The organism is Sphingopyxis sp., assembly GCF_035686825.1.
In the GTDB taxonomy this organism is placed as follows: Bacteria; Pseudomonadota; Alphaproteobacteria; order Sphingomonadales; family Sphingomonadaceae; genus Sphingopyxis.
In genome coordinates this window covers 318,607-338,766 of sequence record NZ_DASRYZ010000004.1, presented here as the reverse complement: position 1 = coordinate 338,766, position 20,160 = coordinate 318,607, and the positions used below count along the sequence as shown (strand labels likewise).

Annotated in this window: 15 protein-coding genes; 6 read left to right on the top strand and 9 right to left on the bottom strand. The window is 64.5% G+C overall.

Annotation, left to right across the window (positions count from 1 at the left end):
- Both VFG17_RS10385 and VFG17_RS10380 read right to left on the bottom strand, forming a co-directional pair.
- Positions 1 to 2,004, bottom strand: a complete 2,004-nt coding sequence (locus tag VFG17_RS10385) for a glycoside hydrolase family 2 protein (protein WP_325029391.1) — start codon at positions 2,002 to 2,004, stop codon at positions 1 to 3.
- Between the two features lie 32 nt (positions 2,005 to 2,036).
- On the bottom strand, positions 2,037 to 3,374 hold the full coding sequence (locus VFG17_RS10380) for an MFS transporter (RefSeq protein WP_325029390.1): 1,338 nt from the start codon (positions 3,372 to 3,374) through the stop codon (positions 2,037 to 2,039).
- A 142-nt stretch (positions 3,375 to 3,516) separates the two neighbouring features.
- Here VFG17_RS10380 and VFG17_RS10375 point away from each other — a divergent pair, with 142 nt between their 5' ends.
- Both VFG17_RS10375 and VFG17_RS10370 read left to right on the top strand, forming a co-directional pair.
- Positions 3,517 to 4,671: a 1,4-beta-xylanase gene (locus VFG17_RS10375; RefSeq protein ID WP_325029389.1), complete on the top strand. Its 1,155-nt coding sequence runs from the start codon at positions 3,517 to 3,519 to the stop codon at positions 4,669 to 4,671.
- Complete coding sequence (locus VFG17_RS10370; protein WP_325029388.1) at positions 4,668 to 5,609, top strand: family 43 glycosylhydrolase; 942 nt, start codon at positions 4,668 to 4,670, stop codon at positions 5,607 to 5,609. The genes VFG17_RS10375 and VFG17_RS10370 overlap by 4 nt, the downstream gene beginning before the upstream one ends.
- Position 5,610: 1 nt before the next feature.
- Here VFG17_RS10370 and VFG17_RS10365 read toward each other — a convergent pair whose 3' ends face one another.
- Complete coding sequence (locus VFG17_RS10365; RefSeq protein WP_235211465.1) at positions 5,611 to 6,342, bottom strand: FadR/GntR family transcriptional regulator; 732 nt, start codon at positions 6,340 to 6,342, stop codon at positions 5,611 to 5,613.
- Positions 6,343 to 6,539: 197 nt separating this feature from the next.
- Here VFG17_RS10365 and VFG17_RS10360 point away from each other — a divergent pair, with 197 nt between their 5' ends.
- The 3 genes from VFG17_RS10360 to VFG17_RS10350 all read left to right on the top strand — a co-directional run bounded on the left by VFG17_RS10360 (position 6,540) and on the right by VFG17_RS10350 (position 10,556).
- Positions 6,540 to 7,970 carry a sulfatase-like hydrolase/transferase gene (locus tag VFG17_RS10360; protein WP_325029387.1) on the top strand — a complete coding sequence of 477 codons (1,431 nt, stop codon included), beginning with the start codon at positions 6,540 to 6,542 and terminating at the stop codon, positions 7,968 to 7,970.
- Between the two features lie 97 nt (positions 7,971 to 8,067).
- Positions 8,068 to 8,988, top strand: coding sequence for a formylglycine-generating enzyme family protein (locus VFG17_RS10355; RefSeq protein ID WP_325029542.1), 921 nt, complete (start codon positions 8,068 to 8,070; stop codon positions 8,986 to 8,988).
- A 2-nt stretch (positions 8,989 to 8,990) separates the two neighbouring features.
- A complete protein-coding gene (locus tag VFG17_RS10350) occupies positions 8,991 to 10,556 on the top strand; it encodes a sulfatase (protein ID WP_325029386.1) in 1,566 nt (521 codons plus the stop codon).
- Positions 10,557 to 10,627: 71 nt separating this feature from the next.
- Here the strand turns inward: VFG17_RS10350 and VFG17_RS10345 are convergent, their stop codons facing one another.
- The 6 genes from VFG17_RS10345 to VFG17_RS10320 all read right to left on the bottom strand — a co-directional run bounded on the left by VFG17_RS10345 (position 10,628) and on the right by VFG17_RS10320 (position 19,281).
- A complete protein-coding gene (locus tag VFG17_RS10345) occupies positions 10,628 to 11,716 on the bottom strand; it encodes a glycoside hydrolase family 43 protein (RefSeq protein ID WP_325029385.1) in 1,089 nt (362 codons plus the stop codon).
- Between the two features lie 17 nt (positions 11,717 to 11,733).
- Positions 11,734 to 14,547: a TonB-dependent receptor gene (locus VFG17_RS10340; RefSeq protein WP_325029384.1), complete on the bottom strand. Its 2,814-nt coding sequence runs from the start codon at positions 14,545 to 14,547 to the stop codon at positions 11,734 to 11,736.
- A 192-nt stretch (positions 14,548 to 14,739) separates the two neighbouring features.
- On the bottom strand, positions 14,740 to 16,164 hold the full coding sequence (locus tag VFG17_RS10335; RefSeq protein ID WP_325029383.1) for a sulfatase: 1,425 nt from the start codon (positions 16,162 to 16,164) through the stop codon (positions 14,740 to 14,742).
- A 26-nt stretch (positions 16,165 to 16,190) separates the two neighbouring features.
- Positions 16,191 to 16,820, bottom strand: coding sequence for a 2-dehydro-3-deoxy-6-phosphogalactonate aldolase (locus VFG17_RS10330; RefSeq protein WP_325029382.1), 630 nt, complete (start codon positions 16,818 to 16,820; stop codon positions 16,191 to 16,193).
- On the bottom strand, positions 16,817 to 17,695 hold the full coding sequence (locus VFG17_RS10325; RefSeq protein ID WP_325029541.1) for a 2-dehydro-3-deoxygalactonokinase: 879 nt from the start codon (positions 17,693 to 17,695) through the stop codon (positions 16,817 to 16,819). Before VFG17_RS10325 ends, VFG17_RS10330 begins: the two co-directional genes overlap by 4 nt.
- Positions 17,686 to 19,281 (bottom strand): sodium/sugar symporter, encoded by a 1,596-nt coding sequence (locus tag VFG17_RS10320; RefSeq protein ID WP_325029381.1) that lies wholly within the window; start codon positions 19,279 to 19,281, stop codon positions 17,686 to 17,688. The genes VFG17_RS10325 and VFG17_RS10320 overlap by 10 nt, the downstream gene beginning before the upstream one ends.
- Before the next feature lie 125 nt (positions 19,282 to 19,406).
- On the opposite strand from VFG17_RS10320, the gene VFG17_RS10315 reads away from it, so the two are divergent.
- Positions 19,407 to 20,147, top strand: a complete 741-nt coding sequence (locus VFG17_RS10315) for a FadR/GntR family transcriptional regulator (protein WP_325029540.1) — start codon at positions 19,407 to 19,409, stop codon at positions 20,145 to 20,147.
- Positions 20,148 to 20,160 lie beyond the last annotated feature (13 nt).

The window sequence follows — 20,160 nt, the reverse complement described above, 5'->3', positions numbered from 1 at the left end:
TTATTTATCCTCGAACAGCGGCTTTGCGATCTTCGCGAAATCCTCGACCGGCAGCTTCGACACCGCGCGGTCATAGGTGAGCAGGCCGTTCAATTCGCCTTCGACGTCGCTCGTTTCGGTATAGACCGACGCCGCGAGCCCCAGTTCCTTCGCCTGACGGATGATCTCGTCGAACTTGATCTTGTAGCGACGGCGGTAATCTTCCTTGTCGGTCGCGAATTGATAGATGCGCGCGTCGCGGTCGGTGAACCACAGGTGCCCCGGAATCGGCAGCCCGACGCCGCCGAATTCGCCGGTCACGATCGGCCGGTCGGCCTGCGGCGCGGGTTCGACGGGCACCTCGTCATAGGTGTGGATGTCATAGACGTCCGACCCGCTGCCCGGGACGTCGAACCAGCCGCTTGCATTGTTGACGAGGCGGCTCGGGTCCATATTCTTGGCGATGCTGCCGACGGTCTTGACGTCATACTGACCCCAGCCTTCGTTGTTGGTGACCCACATTACGATCGACGGGAAGGCGCGGAGCGCGCCGATCATCCGCGCCAGTTCGGCCTGATATTGCGCCATGCCCGCCGAGGTGAAGGTCGCCTCGCGGTCGCTCGGGCGCCGCACCGCCTGATCGCCGAACGCGCCCGAGGGCATGTCCTGCCAGATCAATATGCCGAGCCGGTCGGCGTCGTGATAATATTGCGCGGGCTCGACCTTGATATGCTTGCGGAGCATGTTGAAGCCGGCTTTTTTGAGGAAGATGATGTCGCTGCGCGCGGCTTCCTCCGACGGCGGAGTCAGCAGGCTTTCGGGCCACCAGCCCTGGTCGAGCGTGCCGTTGTGGAAGAGCGGCTTGTTGTTGAGCAGCAGCGCCATCTTCCCCGTCTTGGGATCGATGCCGGTCGAAATCTTGCGCATCCCGAAATAGCTTTTGACGCTGTCACTGGGCGCACCGGTGACGGTCGCCGCAGCATAGGCCTGAACCTCGCGCCCGGTCATCGGCGGCAGCCCCGTCCGGTCGTTGCCCGCCCCCTGCGGCGGGGTCACTTTCACGAGTTCGGCGGTCAGGTCATAGAGATAGGGATCGTCGGGCGACCAGAGCCGCGCGTTCGGAATCTTGAGCACCCCCTGCCGGTTGCCGCGGATGATCGTGCTCGCGATCACCTTGCCCTTGTCGCGCGCGGTAATGCGGACTGCGTCGCTTGGCGTCGCAGTGTTGCTGAGCGCGACATCGACCGTCAGCTCGCCCTTGTCGATATCGGGCACCGCGCGCAGGTCGGCGATATGAAGGTCGGCGACGGGTTCGAGCCACACCGTCTGCCAGATGCCGCTGACCGCGGTGTACCAGATGCCGCGCGGTTCGAGCGTTTGCTTGCCGCGCGGCTGGTCGCCGGTCGAGGTCGGGTCGGTGACCTGCACGACGAGCTCGTTCGGGCCGGACCGCAGATAGCGGGTGACGTCGAAACTGAACGGGTCGGAGCCGCCCTTGTGGCTGCCGACGACGACGCCGTTGACGAGCACGGTCGATTCGAAATCCACGGCACCGAAGTGGAGCAAGGTGCGCTGGCCCGGCCATTTCGCGGGCAGCGTGAAGCTGCGCTTATACCAGAGCCGGTCGTCGGGCATCAGCTTGCGCGCCACCCCCGACAGCCTCGATTCGACCGCGAAGGGAACGAGGATCTTGCCGTCCATCGCCGCCGGCTGCGGCTCGTTCGCGGGGCGGATCGCATAATCCCAATGCCCGTTGAGGTTCATCCAGGTATCGCGTTCCATCTGCGGGCGCGGATAGCTGCGCCACGCATTTTCGGGTGTTACCTTGCGGCCCCACTCGCTCATGATCGGACCGACATAGGCGGGCCCGCCCTCGGTGCTGCCGGGCGCGGTGTAGCCCGCGGTGTTGGCGGTCGAATTGGCGGGCTTCTTGGGCGGCGGCGCTCCCGTCTGCGCATAGGCGGCGGCGCTGGCGCTGCTCGCCAAGAGCGCGGCAACCACAAGCAGCTTCGAAACAGACTTCATCTGACCCTCCCAATTTATATGATCAATGTGTTTTATAAAGAGTCGCTCGATGTGGCAACCGGAAATCGGTCTGAAAGGCCGCGCGGAATATGGCGCTCGATCAGGAAGATCGCTCCCGCCGAAAAGACGAGCATCGCGGCTAGGAAGAACATCGGCGCGAGGTCGCTGCCGGTCGCGTCGTGGATTTTCGGCACGACCGCCTGCGCAACAAAGCCGCCGAGATTGCCGACCGAATTGATCGCGGCGAAACCCGCGGCCGCCGCGGCGCCGGTCAGGAACCGTCCCGGCAGGACCCAGAAAAAGGGCTGGCCGGCAAAGATCGCGGCGGCAGCGATGCACAGTGCGGCGAACTGGAACACCGGCGACGGCAGCAGCACCGCCAGCACGAGGCTTAGTGCGCCGATGAGCGCCGGCCCGACCATGAAGCGGCGCGACCCGGCGCTCCGCGCCGCCCAGCGTGGAAGCCACCACAAAGCCGCCGCGACGGTCAGCCAGGGGATGATGTTGAGCAGGCCGTTGACGGCATCGCTGACGCCGAAACCCCGGACGATCGTCGGGAGCCAATAGCTGAGGCCATAGGCCGATAGCGGAAAGCCGAGGAAGGCGATGCAGAGCAGGATTACGCGGAGGTCGCCCAGCGCGCGCAGTGGATTGGCGTGCTCGCGCGTGACCCCCTCCGCAGCAAGCGTGTCGGCGAGCCATGTCTTTTGCGCATCGGTGAGCCACTGCGCTTCGGCGGGTCCGCGTGGCAGGCGCGCGAGCACGACGGGAACGAGCAGCAGCGCCGGGATCGCGGTGACGATGAACACCCATTGCCATCCGCGCAGTCCCGCGAGACCGTCGAGCTCGAGCAAAAGACCGCCGAGCGCCGCGCCCACCGCATTGGCAAACGCGCTCGCGATCAGGAACAATCCGATCGCTCGCGCGCGCTCCGTCTGCGGGAACCACAGGGTGAGCAGATAGAGCACGCCGGGGAAGAAGCCCGCCTCGGCCACCCCGAGCAGGAAGCGCAGGATATAGAAGCTGGTCGGTGTCCACGCGAAGCCGAGCGCCAGCGTGACAAGACCCCATGCCCCGATGATCCGCGCGAACCAGATTCGCGGGCCGACGCGTTCGAGGATCAGGTTGCTCGGAACCTCGAAGAGGCAATAGCCGATGAAGAACAGTGCCGATCCCAGACCATAGGCGGCTTCGCTGAGCCCCAAGTCGCCGACCATTTGCAACTTGGCATAGGCGACATTCTGCCGGTCGATATAGGCGACCAAATAGAGCAGGCAGAGCAGCGGCATCAACCGCCAGGTGATGCGCCGGACGGTTGCCGCGCCAATGTCGTTCATGTCGAGCCTCTCCGTCATCGTATCGCGGGCCATCGGGGCGCTCCGATCGCCCTCAAGTTATTTATACGATATATATGCTTCCTATCGAAGCAAATCGAATCTATCAATGGCGCATCGGTTGTGACGCGGGGACGAGCCGTCTCCCGTCAAAGACGCCAAAAGAGGGAGAAGAGAGATGATCCGACGGAGCTTCCTGCTCACCGCCGCCGCCGCTTTCACCATCGCCGCCACCGCCGCCCAGCCCGCAGCCGCGCGCGAGCAATGGTCGAAGGAACAAGCGAACACATGGTATGAAAAGCAGCCCTGGTTGGTCGGCGCCAACTACGCCCCCGGCTCGGCGGTCAACGAAATCGAGATGTGGCACGAGGCGACCTTCGACCCCGCGACGATCGACAAGGAACTCGGCTGGGCGGCGGGCATCGGCATGAACACGATGCGCGTCTTCCTGCACAATCTGCTGTGGGAAAACGACCCCGAGGGCCTCAAGAAGCGGATGAACGAGTTTCTCGCGATCGCCGACAAGCACAAGATCAAGATCATGTTCGTGCTGTTCGACAGCGTGTGGGACCCGAACCCGGTCTACGGCCTGCAAAGCCCGCCGATTCCCGGCGTCCACAACTCGCGCTGGGTGCAGGCGCCCGGCGAAGCGCGGCTGAAGGATGCGAGCCAGTATCACAAGCTCGAAGCCTATGTGAAAGACATCGTCGGCACCTTTGCGAACGACAAGCGCGTCATCGTGTGGGACGTGTGGAACGAGCCCAACAACAAGGGCGGCGGCAATTACGAGCACATCCCCGACAAGAATAAATACGTCGCGCTGCTGCTGCCGCAGGTCTTCGAATGGGCGCGCAGCGCGAACCCCAGCCAGCCGCTGACCGCGGGCGTCTGGATCGGCGAAAATTGGGACAATATGGAAAAGCTCGACGCGGTCGAGCGCACTCAGCTGACCCAGTCGGACATCAACAGCTTTCACGACTACAGCTGGCCCGAAAAGTTCGATAAGCGCGCGAAGCAGATGCTGAGCTATGGCCGCCCGGTGCTCTGCACCGAATATATGGCGCGCGGCAACGGATCGACCTTCGACGGCTCGCTGCCACTCGGCAAGAAATACAACATCGGCATGTACAATTGGGGTTTCGTCGACGGCAAGACGCAGACGCGCCTCCCGTGGGACAGCTGGAAAAAGCCCTACACCTATGACGAGCCGACGATCTGGTTCCACGAGGTCTTCCGCGCCGATGGCAAGCCCTATCGCCAGGCCGAGGTCGATCTGATCAAGCGCCTCGCCGTGGCGCCGAAGGGCGTGGTTCCGATGGCGAACGCCAAATGATCCGGCGGCCGGTGCTCCGCCGCGCCCTGCTCGCCGCGCTGCTCGCCAGTTCGGCGGCAGCGATGGCGGAAACACCGGCCCCGCTCTCGTTCGACGGCGCCGATCCCGACATTGAGGCCGCCGACGGGCGCTATTATATCTATCCGACCAATTCGGGCGGGACCGGGCGGCTGCACGTCTGGACCTCGCCCGACCGCCAGCATTGGCAAAAGGGCGCCGAGCTGATTGCGCTCGACCGGATCGCGTGGATCGGCGACGATGGCGCGCCGCGTCACGCGCTGTGGGCGCCCGACATGGTCGCGGCGAACGGCCGCCATTATCTCTATTTCTCGGTCGGGCCGCAGAATCCGACACCGAGCCGGATCGGCGTTGCGACCTGCGCGAGCCTCGAAGGACCCTGCACCGACAGCGGCAAGCCGCTGATCACCGGCGGCAACGGGTTCGAGGCGATCGACCCCGCGGTCTTCGTCGACCCCGCCAGCAAGACGCCCTATCTCTATGCCGGCGGCAGCGCGGGCGCGAAACTGCGCGTCTGGACGCTGGGGCCCGACATGGTGACGATCGACCGCGAGATTACCGTCGAAACGCCGCCGCATTTCACCGAAGGCGCGTTCATGCACGAACGCGGCGGCACCTATTATCTGTCCTATTCGTCGGGCAGCTATCGTCACGACAGCTATCAGGTCCATTATGCAACCGCGCCGTCGCCGACGGGACCCTGGACCTGGCGCGGCAAGATCGTCGAGAGCGACGCGCGCTTCAAGGGTCCCGGGCATCACGCCTTCCTGCACGATCCCGCCGATGGCGGCTGGTATATCGCCTATCACCGCTGGGAAGGGCAAACGGGTCCCGGCCCCTATAAGGGCAGCCGCAAGTTCATCGTGCAGCCGATCGCCTATCGCGCCGACGGCACGATCGTTCCCTTGGAGATGCGCTAGGCTATTTCTCGGCGTCGTCGATCAGCGTCAGCACATCGCCGATCAGGTGGCGCATCGCGCTGCGCGCCGCATCGGGATCGTGCGCCGCGATCGCATCGCGGACCGCGGCATGATCGGCGACGCTGGCGGTGCGGCCCTTGATCCGGTTGGTAAAGCGGATCGACGTGCGTAACGCCGTGCTCACCACATCGCGGAACTGGGCATAGAAGGGATTGTTCGACGCGCGCAGCACGGCGACGTGAAAGGCGATGTCGGCCTCCAGCGTATCGTCCTCGCCGCGTTCGGCCGCGGCCATGCGATCGAGACCATCGCCTATCCGCTTGAGCTCTTCGTCGCGTCCGAACTGGGCCGCGAGCGCCGCCGCCTCGGGCTCGATCGCGACACGCAGCTGGTTGAACTGTTTGAGCAGCTCGATCGAAAATTGCCGCTCGAGCAGCCAGCGCAGCACATCGGTGTCGAACAGGTTCCACGACGAGGTCGGCTGCACCACCGTCCCCTGCCGCGGCCGCGCGCTGAGCAGCCCTTTGGCGGTCAGCATCTTCACCGCCTCGCGCGTCACCGACCGGCTGACGCCGTGGCGCTTGGTCAGTTCGGCTTCGGTCGGAAAGGCTTCATCGTCGAACTGACCGGTAACGATCGCGCGCCCCAGATTGTCGAGCAGACCATAGGTCAGGTTGCGCCCGAGCGAAGCGGGGGCATCATCCTGTCCCAGTCCCGATTGTTCCCACGACACGGCGTTCGCCTCCTTTTCGAGAAGCCGCGAAGCGGCCTTGCGCCAATGTTAGGCGGAACAGAAAAGTAGACAAGCTTAATTAATACGATAAATATGTATTCATGCCGACGGGGAATCGGGAGTTGGGAGAGAATATGTTCAATCGGTCATCCACCGCCCCGCTCCCGGCCGCCAAAAGATTTTTCGCGACGGCCGCAATGAGTTTGGCGGCGATCGCGGCCGTGCCTGCCGGAGCGGCGTTAGCGCAGGGATCGCCCCCGGCGCGCGTCGCCGAAGCCGGCAAGCAAGCCGAGCGCCGGCCCAACATCCTGTTCATTCTCGTCGACGACATGGGCTTCGGCGACCTGTCGGTGATGGGGAACAAGAAGGTCCGGACGCCGAACCTCGACCGCCTCGCTCGCGAAGGCGTGCTACTCACCAAATTCTACGACGCAGCGCCGATCTGCTCCTCGTCGCGCGCGGGTTTGCTGACCGGGCGCTTTCCGGCCGATGTCGGCTTCGTCGGCATCACTGCAAGCCGCGCGCGCAACGCCGAAATCGGGCAGGTCGACTGGCTCGATCCGAAGCTGCCGACGATCGCACGCCTGCTCCAGAAGAATGGCTACAAGACCGCGCATATCGGAAAATGGCATCTCGGCGGCGGACGCGACATCGGCGATGCGCCGTGGCCGACCGCCTATGGCTTCGACAAGAGTTTCACGACCTTCGAAGGGCTCGGCCCGCGCGTGCTCGTGTCGGATGAGGAACGCTTCCTTGCCCAGCAGTCGGACAAGCTGGGTGAAGGCCCGCGCTTCTGGGAACTCAAGACCAACCTCACCGGGCTTTATGCCGACATGACGGTCGATTTCGTCGCCCAGAATTCGGAGAAGCCATGGTTCGTGAACCTGTGGCTCAACGACATCCACGACCCCTGGGCGCCCGACGATGAAAGCCTCTCCGACGTCATGGGCAAGGGCGAATCCTCCGACGACGACCGGATGCTCGCCTCGCTGGTCAAGATGGACAAGACGCTCGGCCGGCTGGTGGAGCGCCTCGACCAGATGGGTGAAATGGACAATACGCTGATCCTCTTCACCTCCGACAACGGGCCATCGCCGCTCGCGCGCTATCATGAACGCGGTGAGACCGCGCCAGGAAGCACCGAGGGGCTGCGCGGCCGCAAGTTCAGCCTGTACGAAGGCGGCATCCGTCAGCCGCTGATCCTATACTGGCGCGGCCATATGAAAGCCGGGACGCGCGACGAGCAGACGGTCGCGCAGGGCGTCGACCTCTTGCCGACCTTTGCCGGCATCCTGGGCGTCAAGAAGCCTGCGGGCAGCGTCGGGATCGACCTGTCGCCGGCGCTGCGGGGCCAACCGGTCACCAAGCGCCCCGACCTGTTCTGGGCCTATGGCAAGGAAGGCCGCCCTCTGTTGGGCAAGCCCAGCCAGCCGATCGACGTTTCGCCGCGCTTCGCCGTGCGCGAAGGCGACTGGAAACTGCTCGCCAACGATGGCGGCGCCGACGTTGAGCTCTACAACCTTGCGCGCGATCCGATGGAAAAACAGGATATGGCGGCGAGCGAGCCCGAAGTGCGCGGGCGCTTGCTGGCGAAGCTCAAGAAATGGCTTGCCCAGTTGCCCCAATGAGCGTGCAGCGAAGCGCCGAGCCACCACCGAACGAGATGAGTTCCCGACCATGAAAGCCGCATCGCGCCCCGCCGCCCCTGCTCCGTCGCTCGACGGCATGCGCTTCATCGAGGGCGGCAGCTTCACCATGGGGTCCGACCGCTTCTATCCCGAGGAGCAGCCGCTGCGCCGCGTCAAGGTCGACAGCTTCTGGATCGATGAAACGCCGGTGACCAATCGCGCCTTCGCCGAATTCGTCGCGGTAACGGGCTATCGCACCCTCGCCGAACTGCCGCCCGATCCCAAACTCTATCCGGGCGCCGACTTGGAGGGCGTCGAGCCCGGATCGCTGCTGTTCCAAAAAGCCGATGGCCTCGTCCCGCTCGACGATCCATCGGGGTGGTGGGCCTTTGTCCCCGGCGTCGACTGGCGCCATCCGACCGGCCCCGACAGCTCGATCGAAAGACTGGAAGACCACCCCGTCGTCCATGTCGCGCATTGCGATGCCGAGGCCTATGCCAAATGGGCTGGCAAGGCGCTGCCCACCGAGGCCGAATGGGAATATGCCGCGCGCGGCGGCGTCGACGGACAGGACTATGCCTGGGGCGACGAACTGGCGCCGGAGGGCGCCATCCTCGCCAATTACTGGCTCGGCCTGTTTCCCGTTTCGACGGCCAAGGCCGACGGGAATTACCGCACCACGCCGGTCGGTAGCTTTCCGGCCAATGGCTACGGGCTTTTCGACATGATCGGCAACGTCTGGGAATGGACGCGCGACTGGTATGCGGCGCCGCAGGCGGCAAAGAGTAAATCGCCGTGCTGCGCTATCGCCAATCCGCGCGGCGCGACGCTCGCGCAAAGCTATGACGATGCGACGCCCGGCGCGCGCATCGGCCGCAAGGTCATGAAGGGCGGATCGCACCTGTGCGCCGTGAACTATTGCCAGCGCTACCGCCCGGCGGCGCGGCATCCGCAACATGTCGACAGCGCGACGAGCCACATTGGCTTTCGCTGCGTGTCGCGACGAAAGGGAGAATGAACATGCCACGTACCGCGCACTGGACCCGCAGGGCCCTGCTCGCCCTGCTGATCACCGCGACGTCGGCATGCAGCCAGACACCCGCGCCGCGCGCAGGCGTGGCGCCCGCACCGGCCCCCGTCACGGCGCAGCGCCCCAATGTCCTCCTGATCCTTATCGACGATCTCAAGCCCGCGCTCGGCACCTATGGCGACCGGACGGCGATCACCCCGAACATGGATCGCCTCGCGGCGCGCGGGGTGCGTTTCGACCTCGCCTACGCCAATCAGGCCGTCTGCGCGCCGAGCCGAATCAATCTGATGAGCGGGGCGCGCTCGACGAGCAGCGGCATCTATAATTTCGGGATGAACCTGCGCGATTATATGCCGGACGCGGTGACGCTGCCGCAATATTTCATGCGCGCGGGTTATCACACCGAAAGCATGGGCAAGGTCTATCACATCGGCCACGGCACCGTCGGCGACACCGCCGGCTGGTCGGTCCCGCACCACAAGGAAAAGGTGATCGAATATGTCGATCCCGCGAGCACCGGCGGCAAGCCGACACAGGAAGAGGCTCTGTTCGAGGAAGTTCCGGTGCCCGAGGGCAACCCCTTCGCCTATGCCCGCACGCTCGCGCGCGGCGCCGCGTGGGAAATGCCCGATGTCGCCGACGACGCCTATGCCGACGGCCGCACCGCCAAGCGCGCCGGGGAACGGCTGAAGGCGCTGAAGAACAGCAAGCAGCCCTTCTTCCTCGCCGTCGGCTTCGCGCGTCCGCACCTGCCCTTCTCGGTTCCGAAGCGCTATTGGGACATGTATGATCCGGCAAAGCTGCCGATGCCCGAATTCGAACAGCTGCCCGCAGGCGCGCCCGCCTATACCGACAAGCAGGGCGGCGAGATCAACGCCTATCGCGAGCCGCCGCGGAACGTCCGCGGCGACCAGTTTCCGCCTGAACTCAAACGCCAGCTGCTGCACGGCTATTATGCTGGCGTCTCCTACGTCGATGTCCAGATCGGCAAGGTGCTCGAGGCGCTCGAACGCGAAGGGCTTGCCGACAACACCGTCGTCGTCCTGTGGGGCGATCATGGCTATCATCTCGGCGACCATGGCATCTGGACCAAGCACACCAATATGGAGCAGGCGACGCACATCCCGCTGATCTTTGCGGGGCCGGGCATCGTCAAGGGACGCTCGACCGACCAGCTCGCCGAGACGGTCGACATCTATCCGACGCTTGCCGCGCTCGCAGCCCTGCCCGCCCCCACCGGCCCGCAACCGATCGACGGCACCTCATTGGCGCCGGTGCTGCACGACCCGGCGGCGCGCGTGCGCGGCTATGCCTATCACACCTATCCGCGCCCGGGGCGGCTGGGGCAGGCGATCCGCACCGAGCGTTATCGCCTCGTCCGCTGGACGCAGGAAAAGACCGGCGCGCGCGACTATGAACTTTATGATCTGGTCGCCGACCCCCAGGAGACGCGCAACCAGGCGAACGCTTTGCCCAAGGTGCGCGCCGAACTCGACGCGATCCTCGACAGCCAGCCGGCGGCGCAGCCGATCAATGGCAAGCCTCGCAGGAACTGAGGAGGTTTCGAAGACAAAGAAAAGGCCGCGGAACTCCGCGGCCTTTTCTTTATGCGCTACGAACTGAGCGGTCAGCGCCCGCGCGAGGGCACCGGAAGCGGCGTGTCGCTGGCGACCGGCTCGCCGAACTCGGGCCAGCCCGCCTCGCTCCACCCGAAACGCTGGATATGCGGCGCGCGCGCGGACGTGCATTTCATGCCCGGCCCCGGATTGGCGTGATAGATGATCCAGCTTTCCTTGCTGTCGGGCGAAGTGAAAAAGCCGTTGTGCCCCGTTGCAAAGACGCCGTTCGCGCTCTTGAAGACCGGCTGGGCGGTCTTGGTCCAGGCCTTGGGATCGAGCATATCCGATCCTGCGGACGCATGCAGCAGACCGAGCGCATAATCGTCGGACCAGCAGGCGCTCGCCGAATAGGTCAGGAACAGGTCGCCCTTCGGCCCTCGCAAGAATTCGGGACCTTCGAGAATCTGGCGCCCGCCCTGCTTTTCCCAGACTTTGTCGGGCATCGCGATCACGCTTTCGGGCCCGGTAAGCGTCCAGGGATTGGCCATTTCCGCGATCGCCAAACCGCTGTCGGCACCGATATAGGGCGAATAAGCGAAATAGCGTTTGCCGCCATGCTCGAAGACGGTCCCGTCGATCCCGGCATGTGCGGTATTGACGCGTCCCCTGTCGACCCATTCGCCCTGCATCGGATCGGCGCCGCTGTTCTCGAGGACGAAGACCGCGCGGTGCTTGTCGTCCTTGAAGCCGCTCGCGGTCGCCGAATAATAGAGATACCATTTTCCGTCGAGGCGATGGAGTTCGGGCGCCCAGATGCTGTGCGCGTTGGGCCCCTTCGCGGGCGGCGTCCAAACGACGCGCTTCTCCGCTTTCGCAAGGTCGGCGATATTATCGGTCCGCCAGAGCATCAGGCGGTCGCCGAGTGTATGCGTGTAATAATAGACGCCGCCTACCTGCGTGATCCACGGATCTGGGCCCGAGATGAGCAAGGGGTTGGTGAAGGTCGCCGCCGGCGCTTCCGCTCCGCCTGCCGGAGCGGCCATGCCGACGAGAAGCGCTGCCGCTAGCAGCGCGACCGACCGCCGGATGCGTCCCTCATGCGGCTTGCCGAGGCGACGGATCGAACCCGCCGCCCCTTTTTTGCAGGCGTCATTCATTTGATTTCCTTGTCAGTTCAGAATTTTACCCGGGCGCCGATGCTGTAGACCGTCTCATCGCCTTGCAGCGCGAACACGACCCGCTTGTCGCCCCAATAGGTCGATGTCTTGTTGCGCAGGATGTTGGTGCCGCCGATGTCGAGCCGCAGTGCGTCGGTCACGTCATAGCCGATGCTGAAGTCGAGACGGCCGGCGGGGCGGACATAGGACAGGAACACCGGGAGATAGGGATCGTTGACCGGCCGGCTCTCGTCATAAGGCCGCACCGCGACGCCGCCGGTGTTGTCGCCGTTGATATATTTGGAGCGGAAGGTCCAGATCAGGCGGCCGCTCAAGCCCTTTTTGTCATAGAGCAGCCCGGCGGTGTAATTATATTTGGAGACGCCGACCAGCGGGTTGCCGGCGAGCGGATCGTCGCCCTTGACCTTCGAATCCGCCAGCGTGAACGCCCCCTGCACGCCGAAGCCCGAAAGCGCGCCTGGCAGGAAGTCGAAGAAATATTGCGCGCTGACCTCGATGCCTTTGAGGTCGACCGATCCGACGTTGCGCGGGGTGGAGATCAGGTAATTTTCGCCCCCGATCTCCTCCTGCCGGTTCGCCGTGACGACGCGGTCCTTGATCGAGCGATAATAGCCGGTGACCGCGACATAGCCGCTGTCGAAATAATATTCGGCGGTCAGATCGATGCTGTCCGATTTTTGCGGGCGCAGGTCTGGATTGCCGCGCGTGCCGTTGTTGATCAGAAACACATTGCCAACGACGGTCAGTGATTCCGCCGGATTGAGCGAACCGAAATCGGGGCGCCGCATCGACCGCGAATAGGTCAGGCGGGTCTGGAACGAGCCGGGGAATTTCAGACGTGCGGTCGCCGAAGGCAGGATATCGACGTCGGACCGCTTGGCGACGATCGGGCTGAAGGTGTCGCTGTCCCCGACGCGCTCGAAGCCCGAGATGGTGCGGTCGGTCTTGACGACGCGGGTGCCGACCACGCCGTCGAGGGTGAGCGCACCGATCGGGATTTCATAGCTGCCTTCCATATAGGCTGCATAAGTCGCCTCGCTGGCGTTGAATTCCTTGGTCGGATCATAAGCCGGCGCCGCGAGCGGCAGGCCGAACAGATCGCGAAGCTCGTTACGCCCGCGTTCGGACCGCAGATAGGCGGGGTTCACGCCGAGAAACGCCTGCCCGCCGTTGAGCCGCGGCGCGACGCCGATAACGCCCAGAAAATCGGGCGATAGCGGCAGGCTGGAAATCAGCCGCGCATTCGCCTCCGACGGCGTGCCGATATTGCCGAAACCGATCGACTGCACGGTATTGGTCTGGCGCACTTGCTGGAACAGCGCCTCGCGCTTGGCATAGCGCAGGCCGCCGCGAAGCTTGGTCAGGATGCCGTCGAATTCATATTCGCTGTCGAGCCGCGCCTGAAACAGACTGCCTTCGCCCGCCGAGAAGTTCTGGTTGATCGAATTGCGCAGCGAGACATTTTCAGAACTGAGCGGGATCGACGGGTCGATCGTGAAGGACGGACCATCGTTATCGTCGAATTCGACGAAGACGGTCGGCACGCGCTGCCCCACCTCGGCGTTGAAATTCTCGGTCACCGAGCGCGACGTCTGATAAGCGACGTCGACCTTGAGCACGCCGCGATCCTGTTCGAAAATCAGGCCGCCGGCGATCATCTTGTTCCGCTGCGTCACCTCTTCGGACGAGCTGTTCTGGTTGACCACGACATTGTCGAAGCGCGCGCTCGTGGGCTCGCACATGGTTTTGACGTCCACCGGCTGAAGCGTTTGCTTCACTTCCCCGGTATCCGGATCGACATTGGTGACGATCTGCGGATTCGTCCCGGCGCCGTTGACGCGCGCGTCGATGCAGTAATCGCTGAGGGTCACCTCCGAAATCTGCGAACCATTGGTGAAAGGCTGGGGGTTGAAGCCGGCGAAACCCGTGGTGCTGTTGAAATAGGTATAAAGGCCGTCGGCATAGAATTGCAGCGACGGGGTCGCCTGCCATTGCAGCGCGGCATTTGCCTGGAAACGCTTGATGTCACCGACGTCGGGCATGTTGCGCAGCACCTGCGGCATCATGATGTCGGCGGTGCCGAAAGGCGCGCCGGAAACGAAGCGGCGCTCGCCGAGATTGGTCACGCTGCGGATATTCTCGGCCTGCGACCAGGTCACATTGACCAGCGCGCCGATCTCGCCGATCGAGGAATCTGTCTTCGCTGCGGCGAGCGCGCCCAACTGCGGATTGCTCGCGTCGGCGATCGTCGCGTAATTCTGGCGCGCGGTCAGGACGAAGGTCGGATCGCGAAAGTCGAAGGGACGGTTGAGCCGCAGGTCGAGCGCGCCGGCGACGCCGCCCTCGATCTGGTCGGCGGTCTGCGACTTGAACGCGTCGATCCGCGCGAGCGCCTCGGCGGGCACATCCTGCAGGTCGAAGCCGCGCCCCGTCGTGGTCACCACTTCGCGCCCGTTCACCGTCGTCAAAATGTCGGTGAGGCCGCGGATGCGGACGGTCGAAAGTTCGTTATTGCGGTCGTTCTGAACCTGAATGCCGGGAACGCGCTGCAGCGCCGCAGCAACGGTCGGGTCGGGCAATTTGCCGATGTCGGTCGCGACGATCGAATCGACGACCTGCGTCGCGTTGCGCTTGACCTCCGCCGCGCGTTCGAGCGACTGGCGCACGCCGGTGACGACGATATCCCCGTCGGTGCTTTCGGCTTGCGGGGCCGGATCCTGCGCCGCCGGCGGCGGTGCATCCTGCGCGACAGCCGGCATCGAAACAAACACAGCCGTCGCCGATGCGGCGCCCAACAAAGTCTTACGCATAATCCTCTCCCTGTTCGACGCGTTGCGCGCGCTCGTCACCAACCCCGATCTAGGGCGACTCTTAGAGGATAAATAATATAAAACGGAGAATAGATCAACGCGCGATAGCGACATGCAGCACGTGATCGATAAAAAATGCGCCGGAGCCAGGCCCCGGCGCATTATCTCACAGGTTCGAACCGTGGCCGCGAATCAATCGCCCTCGCCGCTCATGGCCCCGCGTTCGAAGCGAGGTTTGACGGCGACCGATCCGCTATCGCCCTGCGATTTTCGCCAAGCTGCAAGGCGACCACGAAGATCGGCCAATTGCTTGGCATAACGCGGATCGCCCGCAAGGTTCACCTTTTCATCAGGGTCCGCCTTCAAGTCATAGAGTTCCTCGGCGGGCCGCTTGTAATAGCTGTCGACGATCGCCTTGGCGGCGGGATCCTTGTCGGCCGCCTCACGCCACGACGGGAAATAGGCGCCCGAATCGGTGCGCATCACCTTCAGGTCGATGTGCGTCGTATAGGTCCAGTCGGGATGCAGATTCTGGATATATTTCCAGCGGTCGGTGCGAATGCTGCGCATCGGATAGACGTTGACGCGGCCGTCATTGTTGTGGGTCGTGAAGATCTCCTTGCGGCCCGTCGCCTCCTTACCGGCCCCGAAGAGGCCAGCAAAGGAAAGGCCGTCGATGCCTTCGGGCTTCTTGCCGCCGGCCAGTTCGACCAGCGTCGGCAGCACATCGACCCAGCTCACCATCGCATCGGTCCGCGTTCCCGCCTTCACGTGACCGTTCCAGCGCACGACCATCGGCACGCGGGTGCCGGTGTCATAGAGGTTCCACTTGCCGAAGGGCCACTGCGTGCCATGGTCGGTCGAATAGAGGACGAACGTATCCTTACCCAGCACCGCGTCGACCGCGTCCATCGTCGATGCGAGATCCTGATCCATCCGCGTCACCGCGGCATAGAAACGCGCGCGCGCATCGCGGGTGATCGGCGTATCGACCGTCTTCGGCGGCAGCTTCATCGCGGCGGGGTCATAGCCCTCGGTCGTCCGCGGCCACGGCACATGCGGCCAGTTCGTGCCGACGAACAGCGCGAGCGGGCGCTTGTCCTTGCGCGCCTTCAGCCATTCGGCGGCGGCGGGGATGCCCTTGTGATCGTGGAAGGTATCGTTGGCATAATAATCGAACCCATAGGTTCCGGTGTGCTGGTAATGCGCGACCTTGCCGAAGGCGACGACCTCATACCCCTGTTCCTGCAGATAGGAGGGCAGCTTGCGGATCGCCGCATTGGCGCGGTCGTGGTTCGCCTCGGCCCCATTGCGCGCGGGCATCATTCCGGTCAGCAGTGCGGCGCGGCTGGGGGCGCACGCCGGCGAGGCGACGAAGGCGCGGTCGAACGACATGCCTTCGGACGCGAGGCGTTGCAGCGCCGGCGTCCGGACATTCGCATCGCCGCCGAGCGGAACGTCGGCATAGCTCAGATCGTCGGCGAGGAAGATCACGATATTGGGCTTTTTGGCCTGTTTCGCACCACGATCCTGCGCATAGCCAGGCGCAGCGGACGCGAACGAAAAGGCGATGATGCTCGATGCGAGCACCAGGCTGCGCCGGCTGAATTTAGACATCGGATATCTCCCGGATTACAAGATTCTTATCGGCCGAGCGCCGCAACGAAGGCGCGCGCGCGGTCGCCGACTTCGCTCGCCGCCATGCCCGGCCGGTAGAGCGCCGAGCCGAGCCCGAAACCCGCCGCGCCGGCGGCGAGCCATGGCGCCATGGTCTCGGGCGCGATGCCGCCGACGGGCAGCAGGCGCGTCCCCGCGGGAACCACCGCGCGCATCGCCTTGAGCACCGCCGGGCTGGCGGCTTCGGCCGGAAAGAGCTTGAGCGCCGTCGCACCCGCCGCCAGCGCGGCAAAGGCCTCGCTCGGCGTCGCGAAGCCCGGCAGCGACACGAGACCCGCTCCGGCGGCCGCAGCGACGACATCGATATTGGTGTTTGGCGAAATGATCATCGTCCCACCGGCGTCGGCGACGGCGGCGACATCGGCGGTCGTCAGCACCGTCCCGGCGCCGACGACCGCGCGTCCTTTCAGCCCGCCGGCAAGGCGGCCGATGCTGTCCAGCGGATCGGGTGAGTTCAGCGGCACCTCGATCAGCGTGAAGCCGGCCTCGACCAGCGTTTCCCCGATCGTCTCGACCTCGCCCGGCTTCACCCCGCGCAGGATCGCGATCAGCGGGCAGCGCGCAAAGGCGGCGTCGAAGGCGGCTACATGGGTCACAGGGCTTTTTCTCCGATGGCGAGAATGCCGCGCGCGAAGGCGCTATGGCTGTCGACGATGACCGGCTCGCGGCCGGTCGCCGCGACGGCGGCGGCGTAAAGATTGCCGAGCTGGGGATCGGCGAGAATATGGATCTGCTCGAACGGACAATCGTCCATGCGCGCGGCGACGTCGCTGCCGATCAGCACCCCGCTCGCGAAGGACGCCGCATCGGCGTCATTGCGAAGGCCGAGCACCGAAGCGGCGCGGATGCCGAAGAGCGATGCGGCGAGGTCGCGCCGCGCGCCCTCGGCAAGACCTTCGCGGAAGGCATCGCCGTCGGTCACGTCGGCGGTCAGCGTCCCCGCGAGCAGGCTGTGTCCGCGCAGCAGCGCGAACAATTCGCCGGTCATCGCGGTCGTAAAGCCGCTAATCCGGCCATCCGCCATCGTCGCCCACTTGCAATGGGTTCCGGGCTGCGCGAGCAGCGCGTCGGGCGGAACCATCCAGCCCGCGACCGCGCCGAGCAACTGCACTTCCTCGCCGCGCATCACATCAGCGCGGCCGTCCTTGGCACAGGACACCCCCGGCACGATCGCGGTGCGGTCATCGATCCAGTCGAGCCCGGCCACGAGTTGGTCGATCCCCGCCGGCGCCGTGACATAAGGGACGACACGCCAGCCGACGGTCGAGCCGACCATGCCCGCGAGCAGCATCGGCAGGTCGCCGAAGCGATCGCGGATCGCCGCGACCTCGCCCGCGAAGTCGGTGACCGACGCGGCGCCCCGGTCGTCGCGCTCGGTATGCGCGACCGCGCCGTTCTCGAAACGGAACACGCGCCGGTTGGTCGTGCCCCAGTCGACGGCGAGAAAGGCGGACGGCGCGCTCACCACCAGGTCGCGTAGAGCGCGATGAGGATCAGGATCACGCCGACGCCCGCGACGTTGAAGGTCGTCGGGGTGGCAAAGCTGACGCCCTGCATCGTGATGCGGTTCGCGTCGCCGCGCCCCTTGAACATCAGGCTGATTCCCACCGCCAGCGCGAAGCTGATCAGGAAGACGAGGCCCATGCGGTTCATGAAGGGGAAATCGGGCATCCCGACCTTGAAGGCATAGGACAGCACGACCGACGCGATGGCAGCGGCGATGGCGCCCGCTTCGCTCGCCTTTTTCCAGAACAGGCCGAGCAGGAAGATCACGGTGATGCCCGGCGTAAAGAAGCCCGAGAATTCCTGGATGAACTGGAAGGCCTGATCCGAATTGCCGAGCAGCGGACGCGCAGTGAGCAGCGCGATGATCACGGCGATCGTGGCCGTGACACGGCCGACGAGCACCAGATGCTTTTCTCGTCCGCCGCGCCGCTCATCCTCGGCCTCGCTCGCAATGCCGCGTGCCTTCGCATAAAGATCGAGCGTGAAGATGGTGGCGATCGAATTGATCTTGCTCGCGGTCGACGCGATGATCGCGGCGATCAACGCGGCGAAGACGAGACCGAGCAGCCCCGGGGGCAGCAGGCGCATCATCGTCGGATAGGCTTCGTCGGGCTTGGCGAGCTCGGGCGCGAGCACGACCGCGGCGATGCCCGGCAGCACGATGATCACGGGCATCAAGAGCTTGAGAAAGGCCGCGAAGATGACGCCCTTCTGCGCCTCACCCAAATCCTTCGCGGCGAGCGCGCGCTGGATGATATATTGGTTGAAACCCCAATAGCTGAGGTTCGCGATCCACATGCCGCCGACGAGCACCGCGATGCCCGGCAGATCCTTGTAGAAGGGATGGTCAGGCGCGAGGATCATGTCGAAATGGCCCGGAACGCGCTCGGTCAGGATCGAGAAGCCGGCGAGCACGCCCTGCCCGTCGCTGATCTCGTTGAGCGTCAGATAGGAGATGATCAGGCCGCCCATGACGAGCAGGGTCACCTGCACGATATCGGTGAGCGCGACCGCCTTGAGCCCGCCATAGAGCTGATAGAGCAGCGCGAAGGCACCGAGCACGATCAGCGCGACATTCTGGTCGACGCCGGCAACCTTGTTGACCGCGATCGAACCCAGCCAGATGATCGAGGTCAGGTTCACGAAGATGTAGAGCGCGAGCCAGAAGACCGCCATGATCACCGGCAGCGTCTTGCCATACCGCTGCTCGAGAAACTGCGGCATCGTGTAGATTTTGTTTTCGAGGAAGATCGGCAGAAAATATTTGCCGACGATCAGCAGCGTCAGCGCCGCCATCCATTCATAGGACGCGATCGCGAGGCCGAGCGCATAGCCCGAACCCGACATGCCGACGATCTGTTCGGCCGAAATGTTCGCCGCGATCAGCGACGCGCCGATCGCCCACCAGGGGAGCGATTTCGAGGCGAGAAAATAGTCCGACGTGTCCTTGGCATGGCCCGCTTTTTCGCGGCTCACCCATTGCGCGAGGCCGAAAATGCCGATGGCATATATGACGATGACGATGATATCGATTTGCGACAGGCCCGACATACGGACTCTCCCCTTGGCTGATTATTGAAATCACATTTATCTGATTTAAACGGCTTGTCTAGCTTCCTGTGCGGAATCAGTGATAAGGCCCGTGAAAATAATGCATGGAGACGAACGTGGCGAACATGTCGGGATTGGGAATAGAGGATGCGGGGCCGCAGCTTGGCCGGAATTTGACCTATGGCATGCTCGATGCGATCGGGCGCGCGATCGTCGTCGGCGATTATGACGGCGCGACCTTTCCAACCGAAGCCGAACTCGCCAAGCAGCATGGCGTCAGCCGCTCGGTGACGCGCGAAGCGGTGAAGATGCTCACCGCCAAAGGGCTGCTCAGCGCCCGTCCCCGCCAGGGGACGACCGTCCAGCCAACGACCTCCTGGAACCTCTTCGACACCGACGTCCTTCGCTGGCTGCTCGAGCGGCAATTCTCGATCGACCTGCTGCGCCAGTTCAACGAGTTGCGCGTCGCGATCGAGCCCGAAGCGGCGGCGCTCGCGGCACGCGTCGCGACGGCGGACGATATCGAGCGGGTGAATGCGGGCCTCAAGCGGATGGAGAGGGCCGAGCGCGGCGAAGACGACACGCTGGAAAGCGACATCGCCTTCCATATCGCGGTGCTTCGCGCGTCGCGGAACCCGTTCTACGCCCAGTTCCGCGACGTCGTCAGCACAGCGCTGCGCACATCGATCCGTTTCACCAACCGCGTCAAGGGCCGGACCGCCAATGTCGCCGACCATGCGGCGGTGCGCGACGCAATCGTCGCCGGCAATTCCGACAAGGCGCGCAAGGCGATGCGCGCGTTGATCAGCGACGTGCTCGAACTGATCGACACGGCCAATCCCGACGGCGCCGCCCCCGGGCGGTGACGGCACCGGCGGC